14 protein-coding genes are annotated in these 13774 nt (G+C 40.4%); 7 read left to right on the plus strand and 7 right to left on the minus strand.

Features of this window, described 5'->3' with window-relative positions; translation table 11 throughout:
* Window positions 1-19 precede the first annotated feature (19 nt).
* Window positions 20-637: an FKBP-type peptidyl-prolyl cis-trans isomerase gene (locus IMPJCBKJ_RS09800; protein WP_054561418.1), complete on the plus strand. Its 618-nt coding sequence runs from the start codon at window positions 20-22 to the stop codon at window positions 635-637.
* A 68-nt stretch (window positions 638-705) separates the two neighbouring features.
* Here the strand turns inward: IMPJCBKJ_RS09800 and fur are convergent, their stop codons facing one another.
* The 5 genes from fur to IMPJCBKJ_RS09825 form a co-directional block, all read right to left on the minus strand.
* The gene (gene fur / locus IMPJCBKJ_RS09805) at window positions 706-1149 is read right to left on the minus strand and encodes a ferric iron uptake transcriptional regulator (protein WP_054561419.1); all 444 of its coding nucleotides are present in this window, start codon (window positions 1147-1149) and stop codon (window positions 706-708) included.
* Between the two features lie 190 nt (window positions 1150-1339).
* A complete protein-coding gene (gene fldA / locus IMPJCBKJ_RS09810; RefSeq protein ID WP_054553928.1) occupies window positions 1340-1867 on the minus strand; it encodes a flavodoxin FldA in 528 nt (175 codons plus the stop codon).
* 14 nt (window positions 1868-1881) lie between these two features.
* Window positions 1882-2160: a LexA regulated protein gene (gene ybfE, locus IMPJCBKJ_RS09815; RefSeq protein WP_004586673.1), complete on the minus strand. Its 279-nt coding sequence runs from the start codon at window positions 2158-2160 to the stop codon at window positions 1882-1884.
* Window positions 2161-2162: 2 nt separating this feature from the next.
* Complete coding sequence (locus IMPJCBKJ_RS09820; protein ID WP_036968243.1) at window positions 2163-2384, minus strand: DUF2788 domain-containing protein; 222 nt, start codon at window positions 2382-2384, stop codon at window positions 2163-2165.
* 99 nt (window positions 2385-2483) lie between these two features.
* Window positions 2484-3248 (minus strand): alpha/beta fold hydrolase, encoded by a 765-nt coding sequence (locus IMPJCBKJ_RS09825; RefSeq protein WP_138616804.1) that lies wholly within the window; start codon window positions 3246-3248, stop codon window positions 2484-2486.
* Window positions 3249-3379: 131 nt separating this feature from the next.
* On the opposite strand from IMPJCBKJ_RS09825, the gene seqA reads away from it, so the two are divergent.
* From seqA to IMPJCBKJ_RS09855, 6 genes are all read left to right on the plus strand, one after another.
* A complete protein-coding gene (seqA, locus tag IMPJCBKJ_RS09830) occupies window positions 3380-3982 on the plus strand; it encodes a replication initiation negative regulator SeqA (protein ID WP_054553926.1) in 603 nt (200 codons plus the stop codon).
* Between the two features lie 16 nt (window positions 3983-3998).
* Window positions 3999-5636, plus strand: coding sequence for a phosphoglucomutase (alpha-D-glucose-1,6-bisphosphate-dependent) (gene pgm / locus IMPJCBKJ_RS09835; RefSeq protein WP_166340053.1), 1638 nt, complete (start codon window positions 3999-4001; stop codon window positions 5634-5636).
* Between the two features lie 79 nt (window positions 5637-5715).
* A complete protein-coding gene (gene astE, locus IMPJCBKJ_RS09840) occupies window positions 5716-6771 on the plus strand; it encodes a succinylglutamate desuccinylase (RefSeq protein WP_166340055.1) in 1056 nt (351 codons plus the stop codon).
* A 269-nt stretch (window positions 6772-7040) separates the two neighbouring features.
* Window positions 7041-8255 (plus strand): thiamine pyrophosphate-dependent dehydrogenase E1 component subunit alpha, encoded by a 1215-nt coding sequence (locus tag IMPJCBKJ_RS09845; protein ID WP_166340057.1) that lies wholly within the window; start codon window positions 7041-7043, stop codon window positions 8253-8255.
* Window positions 8255-9232 (plus strand): alpha-ketoacid dehydrogenase subunit beta, encoded by a 978-nt coding sequence (locus IMPJCBKJ_RS09850; RefSeq protein WP_054553922.1) that lies wholly within the window; start codon window positions 8255-8257, stop codon window positions 9230-9232. The genes IMPJCBKJ_RS09845 and IMPJCBKJ_RS09850 overlap by 1 nt, the downstream gene beginning before the upstream one ends.
* A gap of 8 nt (window positions 9233-9240) precedes the next feature.
* Window positions 9241-10809 (plus strand): dihydrolipoyllysine-residue acetyltransferase, encoded by a 1569-nt coding sequence (locus tag IMPJCBKJ_RS09855; RefSeq protein WP_166340059.1) that lies wholly within the window; start codon window positions 9241-9243, stop codon window positions 10807-10809.
* Between the two features lie 51 nt (window positions 10810-10860).
* Here the strand turns inward: IMPJCBKJ_RS09855 and IMPJCBKJ_RS09860 are convergent, their stop codons facing one another.
* Together IMPJCBKJ_RS09860 and IMPJCBKJ_RS09865 are read right to left on the minus strand one after the other, a co-directional pair.
* Window positions 10861-12033 (minus strand): putative manganese transporter, encoded by a 1173-nt coding sequence (locus IMPJCBKJ_RS09860; protein WP_166340061.1) that lies wholly within the window; start codon window positions 12031-12033, stop codon window positions 10861-10863.
* A gap of 71 nt (window positions 12034-12104) precedes the next feature.
* Entirely contained in the window at window positions 12105-13730 is a 1626-nt protein-coding gene (locus IMPJCBKJ_RS09865) for a M28 family metallopeptidase (RefSeq protein WP_054553919.1), read from the minus strand.
* Window positions 13731-13774 lie beyond the last annotated feature (44 nt).

The following is a 13774-nucleotide window of genomic DNA, read 5'->3' on the forward strand; positions in this document are numbered from 1 at the left end:
AATAAACGTGAATTAAAACATGTCAGATAATTTTACAACAGACGCTGAAAAAGCAAGTTACGGTATTGGTTTACAAATGGGTGAGCAATTAAAAGCGAATCCATTCGAAGGTTTAAACTTAAATTCTGTATTTGAAGGTATGAAAGACGCATACACTGGTAATGATTTCCAAGTTGAAATCCCAGAAATTCAAGCAGCTTTTGAGAAAATCAACGCTGAGATCCAAGCTCGTCGTGAAGAAGAAGCTAAAGTTCTTGCAGCTGAAGGTATTGCATTCTTAGAAGAAAATGCAAAACGTCCTGAAGTAACAGTAACTGAATCAGGTCTTCAATACGAAGTACTTACTGCAGGCGACGGTGAAAAACCAACTGCAGATTCAACAATCCGTGCACACTACCACGGTACACTAATCAACGGTACAGTATTTGACAGCTCATACGAGCGTGGTCAACCAGCTGAATTCCCAGTAGGCGGTGTAATCAAAGGTTGGACTGAAGCAGTGCAAATGATGGGTACTGGTTCTAAGTGGCGTTTATACGTACCACACGAACTTGCTTACGGTGAGCGCGGTGCTGGTGCAGCAATCGCTCCTTTCTCAACGTTAATCTTTGACGTTGAGCTATTAGAAATCATCTAATCGATTTCAAATAGATATAAAAAAACCTGCTTTAAGCAGGTTTTTTTATATCTGAATCAAATAGCTAATTAGCTATTTGATTCAGCGTATTCTTTACACGCAGCAGTGTCTTCACATTCACCATATAGGTAAAGAGAGTGGTTCGTCAGTTTAATACCATTCTCTGTTGCGATTTCTTCTTGACGACGTTCAATAGTGTCGTCTTCAAACTCAACTACCTTACCACATTTTAGGCACACTAAGTGGTCATGGTGAGTGCTACCTGATAATTCAAATACTGACTTGCCGCCTTCGAAGTGGTGGCGAGATACAATACCTGCATCATCAAATTGGTTAAGAACACGGTAGACAGTTGCAAGACCAATCTCTTCGCCTTTGTCTAAAAGAATTTTATAGACATCTTCAGCGCTGATGTGTTGGTTGTCTGGAGATTGTAGAATCTCTAAAATTTTAATACGTGGCAAGGTTACTTTTAACCCTGCTTTTTTTAATTCCAAGTTGTGATCAGTCATTCAATCTGTCTCAATTTTATTTAGTTATACTAGGCATCATCAAGATGCACACGACACATTAGCAACTATTAGAATAACGTGCCTAGTTACTAAGTGCAAAGAACAATTCGTCTATTTGCCGATTTTTCAAACAAAAATGAACTGGTTGTGCATCTTTACATCAGCTAGTAAATGCGAGTAGTACTTGTTATTAATCAGCAAGTTCCGCTAAACACATTTCGTCATAAACCTGAGCACACCAGTCTTTAACACGCTTTTCAGTAAGCTCTGGTTGACGGTCTTCATCAATACCAAGGCCAACAAAGTTGCTGTCATCTACGAGTGCTTTTGAAGCTTCAAAGTCGTAGCCTTCAGTTGACCAATGGCCCACTACGATTGCGCCACGCTCAGTAACGATATCGTTGATCATGCCCATTGCATCTAAGAAGTACTCTGCATAGTCTTCTTGGTCACCGCAGCCGAAAATAGCAACAAGTTTACCTTCGAAGTCAACTTCTTCTAATTCAGGGAAAAAATCATCCCAGTCACATTGAGCTTCACCGTAGTACCAAGTTGGAATACCGAATAACAATAAATCGAATTCAGCAATCTCTTCTTTAGAACTTTTTGCAATGTCGTGAACAGCAACAAGCTTTTTACCTAATTCTTTTTGAATCATTTTAGCTACGTGTTCAGTATTGCCTGTGTCACTTCCGAAAAAAATACCTACGCTTGACATGGATTTAAAACCTTCTATCTATCAATAGCCAATCTTTCTTGTAAAATTGTTTCAATCAACGCGCTACGGCTAATATTCTGCGCATCTGCCATATCGCTTAATGCTTGATATAACTGTGATGAAACCTTAAATTCTACACGCTTTAAACCACGTGCTTTATCTCGTTTTATTTGATTACGTTTATTTACTTTTAATTGCATATCGCGAGGTAGGGGATTTGTTTTCGGCCTACCTGGACGCTTTTCGTATTCAAATAAATCGGGTGTTGTTCTATCTGTTTCTGACTTTGCCATGTCTAGCCCACACCTGCGCCTTGCCAGAAGACTTGAATAAGTCCTTTCGCTATAAACCCAGAACAGCCTAAAAATAGCACTAACCAAACGATGTATCGGCCAAATCGTGGTACATCACCTTTTTTAAGGACGTCTTGAATTGCCATTCCAATAAAAAAGAAAATACCGGCTAAGCCAAAATACAACCCTAAGGTATCAAATTCGTTAATTAACTGACTGACCATCAACGTATAAACCTTTAAATTAAACGGCGCGTACTATACCACACAAATTTGTAATAATTTAGTGCGCACGATCAAAAACAGCGAATTTAATCAGCCCTATTAATGAGCTAAAAAATCGCTGATTGCTTTATTAACAGCAAGTGGTTTTTGGGCATGTAGCCAGTGACCAGCACCATGAATAATTTTTGCTTTTGCATTAGGGAACAACGCCATAATAGCAGGGCGGTGCTCTGCTAAAATGTAGTCAGAATCATTACCTTTAATGAACAAAGTATCACATAAACAAGAATCATTTTCACTAACTTGCGCTAAAATATTTTCATATTGCTGGTATAAAACAGCTAAATTAAAGCGCCATTGATAGTGACCTTCATCATTTTTAGCAAAGCTTTTTAATAAAAATTGACGTACGCCCATTTCCTCAATGTGCTTGGCAAGTATTTCATCAGCCGATTTTCTATCTTTGATATTAGACTGTGCAACTTCGTTTAGGCCTGCAAAAATGGCACTGTGGCGAGGGTTATTAGCAACAGGAGAAATATCTAACACGACAAGCTTATCGATAAGTGAAGGGTGATTAAGTGCTAATTGCATGGCCACTTTGCCACCCATTGAATGACCTATGATGTGCGCTTTACTAATAGTTAGATGTTCAAGTAACTCACTGACATCTTTAGCCATAGCATGATAATTCATGGTATCGCTATGGAATGATTTACCGTGGTTACGTAAATCGATATTCGTTACACGATAATTTTCAGCTAATGCTTTTGCGATTACATTGAGGTTTTCAAGTGAGCCAAACAAACCGTGGATCAATACAACGTCTGAACCTTGACCCATTTGTTGGTAGTTTAATAGCATTTTCAACTCCTAATTTTAATGGCAGTATTTTGCCTAGTGAAATTACAAAATGCAAAACATAGAGAATTGCTGCGAGCTTAGGTATAATCATTGAGAACTTTTAAAATGTGACCCGTAAAGACAGGAATAACATGAAAAAAATCGACATAGACGACGAGTTATATCAATACATTGCAAGCAACACGCAAAGTATTGGTGAAAGTGCATCAACCATTTTGCGTCGTTTATTAAACCTCTCTGATGGCACCAATGCCCCAGTTGAAACAACTACTAAAACTGAACAAGAAACCCCAGTTGTTGAAGTACAAGAACAAGCAGAACAAGAATCAAGCCCTGAACCAAGCAACGAAAATGTTGAAGAGGCTGCAGAAACTGTCACAGCATCGACACAAGTGAAAGGTAATGTGTTTAATGTATTAAACAAAGAAGAGCTGGCAATGCAAAAAGGTGTTGTTGGTCGATTCTTATTTATACTTGCTGCTTTATATAGAACGCATAAAAAAGATTTTGCTAACGTGCTTGAAATTAAAGGCCGTGATCGAGTTTATTTTGCCACAAGCAAAGAAGCACTTCTGGAGAGCGGTAGCAGCATGAATCCAAAAAATATCACTGATACTGAGTATTGGGTGATGACAAATTCAAATACAACCAGAAAAAAAATGATGCTTCACGAAGTAGCACTGTGCTTAGGTTACAGCGCAGATGAAGCAGAAAAAATTCGTGATTACTTATAATCCATAAGGAAATAATATGGCGATTCATCCAGATGCAGGTAAACCTGCACCGCAATCAAGCTTAGTGAATGTACCAAAACTGATCTCGGCTTATTACTTAAATGAACCAGACCTAGAACAAAACCCAGAGCATTGTGTTGCTTTTGGTACATCTGGCCATCGTGGTTGTTCGTTCGATGTAAAATTTAATGAATCGCATATTTTAGCGATCACTCAAGCAATTTGTGATTACCGTAAAGAAAACAATATTTTTGGCCCACTTTTCTTAGGTAAAGATACACATGCATTGAGTGAAGCGGCTTTTAACTCTGCTATTGAAGTACTTGTTGCAAACGAAGTGCAAGTCATTGCACAAGAAAATGACGATTACACGCCAACGCCGGTAATCAGTCATGCTGTTGTTTGCCATAACAAAGAAAATCCAAATGAACTTGCTGATGGTATTGTGGTAACACCTTCACATAACCCGCCAGAAGACGGTGGTTTTAAATATAACCCGCCAAATGGTGGCCCTGCAGATACTGATGTTACTAAGTGGATTGAAGATAGAGCAAATCAATTACTTTTAGAAGACTTAGTTGAAGTTGAGTTATTTCCGTATGCTAAAGCATCACGTTCTGGTTTTATTAAGTACCAAGACTTAATTACCCCTTATGTTGATGACTTAGTTAATATCGTTAATCTAAAAGCAATTAGCGATGCGAAAATCAAAATTGGTGTGGATCCACTGGGTGGCTCTGGTATCAACTTTTGGCCAGTCATTGCAGAAAAATATAATTTAGACTTAACGGTCGTAAATGAGTCTGTTGATCCAACATTCTCGTTCATGCCTTTAGATAAAGACGGCAAAATCCGTATGGATTGTTCATCACCTTATGCAATGACAAACCTTATTGCATTAAAAGATGACTATGATATCGGTATTGGTAACGACCCTGATTATGACCGCCATGGTATTGTTACACCTGACGGCTTAATGAATCCAAATCACTTTTTAGCAGTTGCAATTGACTACTTGTTAAATAACCGCGAATGGTCAAAAGAGGTCGAAATTGGTAAAACGCTGGTATCAAGCGGCATGATTGATAAAGTAGTTGCACGGAATAACCGCGAAGTAAAAGAAGTACCGGTAGGCTTTAAATGGTTTGTTGAAGGCTTAAGCAAAGGTACCCTTGCTTTTGGTGGTGAAGAAAGTGCAGGGGCGTCATTCTTACGCTTTGATGGTACAGTTTGGAACACTGATAAAGATGGTTTCATCTTAGGTCTACTTGCTGCAGAGATTTTAGCTGTAACAGGTAAAACACCATCACAGCTTTATAAAGAACTTGAGCAAGAGTTCGGTGCGCCTATTTATAAACGTATTGATGCGCCAGCTAATGCAGAACAAAAATCACGTTTAAAAGCGTTATCAGCGGATGATGTAACTGCAAGTACCTTAGCGGGTGATGTCATTACGCAAAAACTAACCCATGCTCCTGGTAATAACGCTGCTATCGGCGGTTTAAAAGTTGTTACTGAAAACGGTTGGTTTGCTGCACGCCCATCTGGCACTGAAGATATCTATAAAATTTACCTTGAATCATTCAAAGGTGAAGAACATCTAGCATTATTAGAAAAAGAAGCGAAAAAGCTGGTTGATTCAGTAATTAGCTAATTCCTTTTTTACCTATTAAAACGGCTGAGATTCTCAGCCGTTTTTGTATTCTACTCTCACGCATTTTTAGGATAGAACAATGAGCTATTCAACTCCTTCATATCTCGAACAATTAAAAAGTACTGGCGACTTTTTAACCCTGACCCGTAACAATGAATTTTCACTCGAACCTTGTGCATTTACCCTTGAAAACGGTACTGATGTCACTGTTCATGACACGGGTATCATTGAGTTTCAACCTGCGCAGCAGACAAACAAAGATATTGTACTTTCAAGTGCGGTACATGGTAACGAAACTGCGCCAATTGAAATCTGCGATCAATTAATCAAGTCAATCATTACAGAACAACTTACCTTGCAGCAGCGTGTACTGTTTATTTATGGTAATCCTAAATCTATTAATATCGGTAAGCGTTTTGTAGATGAAAACTTAAACCGTTTGTTTAATGGTCATCATACTGTAGAAGGTATTGCTTCTAACCCTGAGCGAGTTCGTGCAAAGCTACTTGAAGACGTGGTTACTGATTTCTTTGCTAGAGGCAACCAGGACAGTGAGCGTTTTCATTATGATCTTCACACAGCAATTCGTGGCTCTAAAAATGAAAAGTTTGCAGTCTATCCTTTCTTACATGGTAAACCGTGGAAAAAATCACAACTGCAATTTTTACTTAGCTGTGGCGTAAACACGGTACTAATGATGAAATCAGCGGCAACTACCTTCAGTTACTACTCGTCGTTTGTACATGGAGCTGACTCATTTACGGTAGAACTTGGCCAAGTAAAACCATTTGGCGAAAACGACATGTCGCGATTTGATAAAACCAAACAAACCTTAATTGCATTAATTAGTCAAAAATCTGTTGAATATAAAGAATTCAATGCAGAAGATTTCGAGTTGTTTTCTGTATATAGAACAATAAACCGTACTTGCGAAGACTTTAGTTTCCCATTTGCTGATGATGTGGAAAATTTCACCGGTTTCGCAAAGGGCGAATTAATGGCAACTGATGGTCAGACCAGATATGAAGCGGAAGTAGACGGTGAAGCTATTATCTTCCCAAACGCTGATGTAGCCTTAGGTCAGCGCGCTTTGCTTACAGTTGTTCCAATGCAAGTTGATAGCAACTTTATTTAAATTCTCTGCATTAACACCCATCTAAATTTAGTTAACTATATGACTATAAAGAACTTATCTTGTTGTATAGTTAACTTTCCATGCGTTTTTAGCCATTTGTCATCTATTCGTCTATGATTAGTTGAATAACAACTTACGTTAACGTAAAGTGACGGCAGTTTAATTTAATTAGATTGAATATTGCGCAAACTTTATCCTTACAGCTCATGCTGATAAAAATATAATTAAGGGCAGTAGCGTAGGTTTCTGACAACGAAAGAAGGTAGGTTATGAGTAATCCAAATAACGTATCGCTAAACATTAATCATGAACTGTCATTTATTGATGGTCACGCATTAACGATCCCTACATTAAGTATTCTTAATGAGGAAGGCGACATCTACGAAGGTGCAACCGCACCTGATATCGACAAAGCAACGGCAATCCGTCTATATGAAACAATGCGTTTTATTAGAGCACTTGATGAGCGTATGCAAGCAGCACAGCGTCAAGGCCGTGTTAGCTTTTATATGCAATGTCTAGGCGAAGAAGCGGCTGTAACAGCATCAGCTGCAGCGCTTGATCAAAACGATATGATCATGGCCCAATACCGTGAGCAAGCAGCTTTACGTTATCGTGGTTTTAGCCTTGACCAATTCATGAATCAAATGTTCTCAAATGAAAAAGATTTGGGTAAAGGTCGCCAAATGCCAATTCACTATGGCTCACGCGAACTTAACTACATGACTATTTCATCACCGCTTGGTACACAAATTCCACAAGCAACAGGTTATGCATATGGTCAAAAAGTTCGTCATATTGATGCCCAAACCGGTGAGTTAAACAGCACTATTGATAACATCACTATTTGTTACTTTGGTGAAGGCGCTGCGTCTGAAGGTGATTTCCATGCTGGTTTAAATATGGCCGCAGTTCATGAAGCACCGGTAATTTTCTTTGCTCGTAACAATGGTTATGCGATTTCTACACCTGCTGATGAGCAATTTAAAGGTGATGGTATTGCATCACGTGGTGTTGGCTATGGCATTAAAACAATTCGTGTTGATGGTGCTGATGCACTTGCTGTTTATGCAGCAACTAAAAAAGCCCGCGAAATTGCGACGACTAAAGGTGAACCTGTTTTAATTGAATCGATTGCCTATCGTCTTGGCGCTCACTCAACCAGTGACGACCCTAGTGGCTATCGTACAAAAGATGAAGAAGCAAAACATAAAGGCTGTCCAATCGAGCGTTTCCGTAAGTGGTTATTAAAACAAGGTTGGTTAGATGAAGCGCAAGACGCGAAAGACAAAGAAACAATTCGTGAAGAAATTTTAGCGGCTCTTAAACGCGCTGAAAAAGTAGCAAAACCAGCATTAGAAGACCTTATTTCTGATGTGTATGATAAGCCAATCCCATCACTGAAAAAACAATATGAAGAACTAAAAGAGCACATTTTGCAGCATCCTGATGCTTATCCAACAACTGCAGGGAGATTAAAGTAATGGCTAAAATGAACATGCTTCATGCAATTAACTCTGCCCTTGATATCACCATGGCAGAGCATCCAAATGCATGTATTTTTGGTGAAGATGTTGGTTATTTTGGTGGTGTATTCCGTGCTACATCTGGCTTACAAGAAAAATATGGTAAGCATCGTGTGTTCAATACTCCGTTAACTGAGCAAGGTATTTTAGGTTTTGCTAATGGTTTAGCGGCGTTCGGTGCCCCTGCATTAGCTGAAATTCAGTTTGCTGATTATATTTTCCCTGCATTTGACCAAATCGTGAATGAATCAGCTAAATTCCGTTACCGTAGTGGTAATGAATTTAATGTTGGCAATCTAACAATTCGTACACCGTACGGTGGTGGTATTGCAGGTGGTTTATATCACTCACAATCACCAGAAGCTTATTTTGCTCACACACCGGGTTTAAAGTTAGTTGTGCCACGTAACCCATACCAAGCAAAAGGTTTGCTTCGTGCATCAATTAAAGATGATAACCCTGTTATTTTCTTTGAGCCGAAACGTTTATACCGTGCATCAACAGGTGAAGTGCCAGAAGAAGATTACAGCATCGAGCTCGGTAAAGCTGAAATCGTTCAAGAAGGCACTGATGTCACTGTACTTGCTTGGGGTGCTCAGATGGAAATCATCGAAGACGCCGCTAAAAAAGCTGCAGAGCAAGGTATTAGCTGTGAAGTGATCGACTTACGTACCATTTTACCATGGGATGTTGAGACCATTGCTAAATCAGTGACTAAAACAGGTCGTTTAGTGGTAAGCCACGAGGCACCAATCACGAATGGTTTTGGTGCAGAGATCGTTGCAACAATTCAACAAGAGTGTTTCTTACACCTTGAATCGCCAATTACTCGCGTGTGTGGTTTAGATACGCCATACCCATTAGCACTTGAAAAAGAATATGTACCGGATGCACTTAAAGTGCTTGCTGCGATCAAGCAATCAGTAGAGTTTTAGGAGTCAGTATGTCTAAAGATTTTATCTTGCCAGATATCGGCGAAGGCATCGTAGAGTGTGAAATTGTTGAATGGTTAGTTGCAGAAGGCGATTCTGTAAAAGAAGACCAGCCTATTTGTGATGTTATGACCGACAAGGCGCTTGTGCAAATTCCTGCTGTTCATGATGGTGTGATCAGTAAGCTCTATTATGCAAAAGGGGATATTGCGAAAGTACATGCACCATTATTTGCAATGGATGTTGATGGCGAAGCACCAACACAAAGTGAAGAAGTTCAAGCTCCTGCAGCAACTGAAGCATCATCTGAGGCTGGTGAGCACTTAGAAGATTTCATATTACCCGATATCGGTGAAGGGATCGTTGAGTGTGAAATCGTTGAGTGGTTAGTCAGTGAAGGCGATGAAATCGTTGAAGACCAAGCTGTTTGTGATGTAATGACAGACAAAGCATTGGTGCAAATTCCGGCTAAATACACAGGTAAAGTTGAAAAGCTTTATTATCAAAAAGGTGATATTGCTGCAGTTCACAGCCCATTATTCCAAATGAGCATTGCCGGCCAAAGTGCAGAGCCAGATGTAAGTTCTGCGGTAGTTAAAGCACAAACAAATGCAGCAACTAAACCTTCGCAGAAGCCTGCGACTTCGGCAAACTCTAGCAAACAACTTAATAAGAAAGCGGTTGCTTCACCTGCTGTGCGTCGTAAAGCCCGCGAACTTGATGTTGATTTAACGCAAGTACCAGGCTCTGGTAAAAACGGCCGTATTTATAAACAAGATATCGAAGATTTCTTGAATGAAACACCAAGCCAAGCAGCATCACAACAAGCTTCGCCAAAAGCGGCAGAGCCTGTATCAACGGTCGTGTCTTCTGGTGGCAGTCGCGTAGAGCCTATTAAAGGCATTAAAGCGGCAATGGCTAAGCAAATGGTTGCTTCAGTTTCGACAATTCCTCACTTTACTTTCTGTGATGAAATTGACCTAACTAAACTGATTGCAATGCGCAGTGAGCTCAAAGAGCAGTATAAGCAGCAGGGTGTTAAGCTCACTATGATGCCGTTCTTTATCAAAGCACTGTCGTTAGCGATTAAGCAATTCCCAGTACTAAACTCGCAAGTAAATGATGATTGCAGCGAGCTAACTTACTTTGATGATCATAACATCGGTATGGCGGTTGATTCTAAGATTGGTTTACTTGTACCAAACATTAAATCATGCCAGTCAAAGAGTATCGTAGATGTTGCAAACGAAGTGACCCGCTTAACTGAAGCAGCACGTGATGGTCGTGTTTCACCGGATGATTTGAAAGGCGGCACTATTAGCATTTCTAACATCGGTGCGATTAGCGGCACAATTGCAACCCCGATCATCAATAAACCTGAGGTAGCGATTGTTGCTTTAGGTAAACTGCAGCATTTACCTCGCTTTGATGCACAAGGCAATGTTGTTTCAGCTGCTATTATGCAAGTAAGCTGGTCTGGAGACCACCGAGTGATTGATGGCGGAACAATTGCACGCTTCAATAACTTATGGAAGTCTTATTTAGAAGATCCTGCAAAAATGATGATGGCGATGAGCTAAATCAGTAAGCATTAAAAAACCAGCCTCGGCTGGTTTTTTTAATGCTAAGGATTATATGCCGTAAAAATACAACCCATGACCGAGTAACAGCGCTGGAATTGTTGAATACACCGTCGCGATTAAGGCCGCTTTTGGCGCTAATGCGATAGCTGGGAATAGGGCATCGCCGTCATTTGAAATTGCATTGGCTGCCATCGCACTAAATGGAATAATACCTTGAATATAGAGTGTCATCACGACGATTTGTGGCCCGCAGCCGGGTAATAAGCCAATAGCCACAGCCACCAGCGGTGCAAGATAAGCATACTCAGAAAACCACGCTGTTAAATCAACACCAACTAGGTTAACGAGAATTTCAAACAGCATAAAACTGGCAACAACCCAGGCCGTAACAAAGTGCGTGTCCATTAACACTTTCGTGAGTTTTGAAGGAGGTGTGCAAGGTGCTTCTTCACTGGTTACTTGCTTATAACTGCTGCCTTTAGAAGACAGTGCCCACACAACCACGGTGAATAGTGCCATGATTGAGCCAAATACAGTAATGCCCTCATTAATACCACTGCCAAATACACTTAAGTCGGTATTGGTGGCGATAACAAAAGCAACAATCAAGCTCGGTACTAAAGCTAATTTCCATACTGGTCGGCTAAACTTTAACGCTTTTGGTTGGCATTGTGGCTGCTCGTTGTATTCGCTAGCCTCATCAGGCTGAAATTTATCTGGGCTATGAAATGTATTAACTAATTGACCACTAATAACGCCTACAGCAACACCTATTAACATCATTAATAAGCCATCAAGCGGACGGGTTGCTAACAGTAAAAAGGCGGCATCACCCATGGTTGCGGTTAAGACAGCAACAACAGAGCCAAAGCTAGCCTGCTTTTTAGTAAATTGGGTTACCACAATAATGGCACCCCCACAGCCAGGTAAAGCACCTAAAATTGAGGCAAAACTCACCTCTAGAATGCCTGATTTAGCGCGTAGATAGCTCAGCTGTAACTGAGGAAGTTTATCAATAAGGTAGTAATAGATTAATAAGGTGGCTGCAACAAATACAGATACTTGAAAAAAAGCATCACTTAGCGCTTGTAGGGTGAATTCTCGGCTTGCAGGTACCGCCAAAGAAATTAGTAATAAAAGGGGTAAAAATAAGCGTTTATTGTCCGTAATGTAACACCTCGCTTTGTTAGGAATAAACCTCGTTTGTGTTAGTGAGAGCATACAGTGCAACCTTAAAATTAATCAGGTTACACTGTAGTACGATTTTAAATGAAAATCAATCTCATTTGTATCTATTTGCGTTGGAACTCAGAAGTGGCATTCCAGGTCGGCCATTCTTTTCGTTCTGAGATATCAAAACCTACTTGATAGAATAACTGAAGGTCCTGAACGGCACCTGATAAATCCCATTCATCACGGTAACGGTCGCAAGGCTGATGATAACAACCACGAAGCACTAGGCTCATACGCTTACGGTAATTTGCCGTTTCTTCATCAAGGGCTTCACTACCACCACCGGCATACATTGCTGGTACACCCATGTTTGCAAATGCAAAGTGATCAGAGCGGTAGTAACCACCTGAAGACGGTTTAGGGTCGCCAGATACTGTACGGCCTTGCGCTTTTGCAGCTGTTTCTAGTAGGCTATCCATTTCAGATTTGCCAATACCAACAACACTGATGTCTTTTACTTTACCTAATAGGTTTAAGCTATCCATATTGATGTTTGCAACCGTTTGTGATGCTGGGATCACTGGATTTGCAGCATAATATTTCGAGCCAAGTAAACCTTGTTCTTCAGCAGTAACGGCTAAGAAAGTCATTGAACGGCTAGGGTGCTCAGGTAGGGTCGCGAATGCTTCAGCAACTTCGATTAAGCCAGCAGTACCCGTTGCATTATCGTGGGCGCCATTATAGATTTGGTCGCCTTTGCGGGTTTTATCAGTACCAAGGTGATCCCAGTGAGCTGAATAAATGATGTGCTCATCAGGCTTTTCGCTACCCGGTAACGTCGCGATAAAGTTATACGAAATTGATTTTTTAATTGTGTTATTTACTTCAACACTTGCAGTTAGGTCGCCCATATCAACATGGTAAGCGCCTTTTGCCGCATTCGCTTTCATGGTATCGAAATCTAAGCCTGCTTTTGTGAAAAGCTCTTTAGCAACATCAGTTGTTACCCAGCCTTCGACAGCAACACGGTCCATGTTGTTATTTTCTTTTTGGAAACCAAATTGCTCACCGCTCCAAGAGTTTTCAACAACTGACCATGGGTAAGAAGCCGGTGCTGTTTCGTGGATGATAATCGCACCAGCTGCACCTTGACGGCTTGCTTCTTCATATTTGTATGTCCAACGACCGTAATAGGTCATGGCATCGCCCGTGAATAAATCAGGGTTTTTCGTCGCAAAACCAGGATCGTTTACCAGCATAACAACGGTTTTGCCTTTAACATCTAGGCCTTCGTAGTCGTTCCAGTTGTACTCTGGTGCATTAACACCGTAACCAACGAATACTAATTCAGAATCTTTAATGCTTTGCTTAGCACTAATACGGCTACTACCCATTACCATATCTTTTTTGTATTGGTAATCTTTGCCGCCAATAGTAAGTACCATGTCTGAATCAGCTTCTAGTGAAACAAGCGGTACTTCTTGTAAGAAGCTATCACCGTTACCCGGCTCAAAACCCAATGCTTTAAATTGGTCGGTTAAATAGGCAAGCGTTAGCTCTTCACCTTTCGATGATGGTGCACGGCCACCGAACTCATCAGAGGCAAGCACTTTAATGTGTTCTGCTAGTTGCTCTGAGTTAATGCTTTGATAGGCTTTTTCGACATCACTTGATGTGATACTTGTTGAAGCACAGCCCGCAAGAATAGCACTTGCAAGGACTGTCATTGGAAAATAGCGTTTCATAATAGCTCTTTTTTTGTTTTATGGTGACGTTAGTATATGAGGTT

The organism is Pseudoalteromonas sp. MB47 (genome assembly GCF_011319765.1).
GTDB lineage: Bacteria > Pseudomonadota > Gammaproteobacteria > Enterobacterales > Alteromonadaceae > Pseudoalteromonas > Pseudoalteromonas simplex.

What these genes read in the sequence shown, in the direction of transcription:
- IMPJCBKJ_RS09800 (WP_054561418.1), top strand. Translation starts at nt 20, where the DNA reads ATGTCAGATAATTTTACAACAGACGCTGAAAAAGCAAGTTACGGTATT.
- fur (WP_054561419.1), bottom strand. Translation starts at nt 1,149, where the DNA reads ATGACTGATCACAACTTGGAATTAAAAAAAGCAGGGTTAAAAGTAACC.
- fldA (WP_054553928.1), bottom strand. Translation starts at nt 1,867, where the DNA reads ATGTCAAGCGTAGGTATTTTTTTCGGAAGTGACACAGGCAATACTGAA.
- ybfE (WP_004586673.1), bottom strand. Translation starts at nt 2,160, where the DNA reads ATGGCAAAGTCAGAAACAGATAGAACAACACCCGATTTATTTGAATAC.
- IMPJCBKJ_RS09820 (WP_036968243.1), bottom strand. Translation starts at nt 2,384, where the DNA reads ATGGTCAGTCAGTTAATTAACGAATTTGATACCTTAGGGTTGTATTTT.
- IMPJCBKJ_RS09825 (WP_138616804.1), bottom strand. Translation starts at nt 3,248, where the DNA reads ATGCTATTAAACTACCAACAAATGGGTCAAGGTTCAGACGTTGTATTG.
- seqA (WP_054553926.1), top strand. Translation starts at nt 3,380, where the DNA reads ATGAAAAAAATCGACATAGACGACGAGTTATATCAATACATTGCAAGC.
- pgm (WP_166340053.1), top strand. Translation starts at nt 3,999, where the DNA reads ATGGCGATTCATCCAGATGCAGGTAAACCTGCACCGCAATCAAGCTTA.
- astE (WP_166340055.1), top strand. Translation starts at nt 5,716, where the DNA reads ATGAGCTATTCAACTCCTTCATATCTCGAACAATTAAAAAGTACTGGC.
- IMPJCBKJ_RS09845 (WP_166340057.1), top strand. Translation starts at nt 7,041, where the DNA reads ATGAGTAATCCAAATAACGTATCGCTAAACATTAATCATGAACTGTCA.
- IMPJCBKJ_RS09850 (WP_054553922.1), top strand. Translation starts at nt 8,255, where the DNA reads ATGGCTAAAATGAACATGCTTCATGCAATTAACTCTGCCCTTGATATC.
- IMPJCBKJ_RS09855 (WP_166340059.1), top strand. Translation starts at nt 9,241, where the DNA reads ATGTCTAAAGATTTTATCTTGCCAGATATCGGCGAAGGCATCGTAGAG.
- IMPJCBKJ_RS09860 (WP_166340061.1), bottom strand. Translation starts at nt 12,033, where the DNA reads ATGCTCTCACTAACACAAACGAGGTTTATTCCTAACAAAGCGAGGTGT.
- IMPJCBKJ_RS09865 (WP_054553919.1), bottom strand. Translation starts at nt 13,730, where the DNA reads ATGAAACGCTATTTTCCAATGACAGTCCTTGCAAGTGCTATTCTTGCG.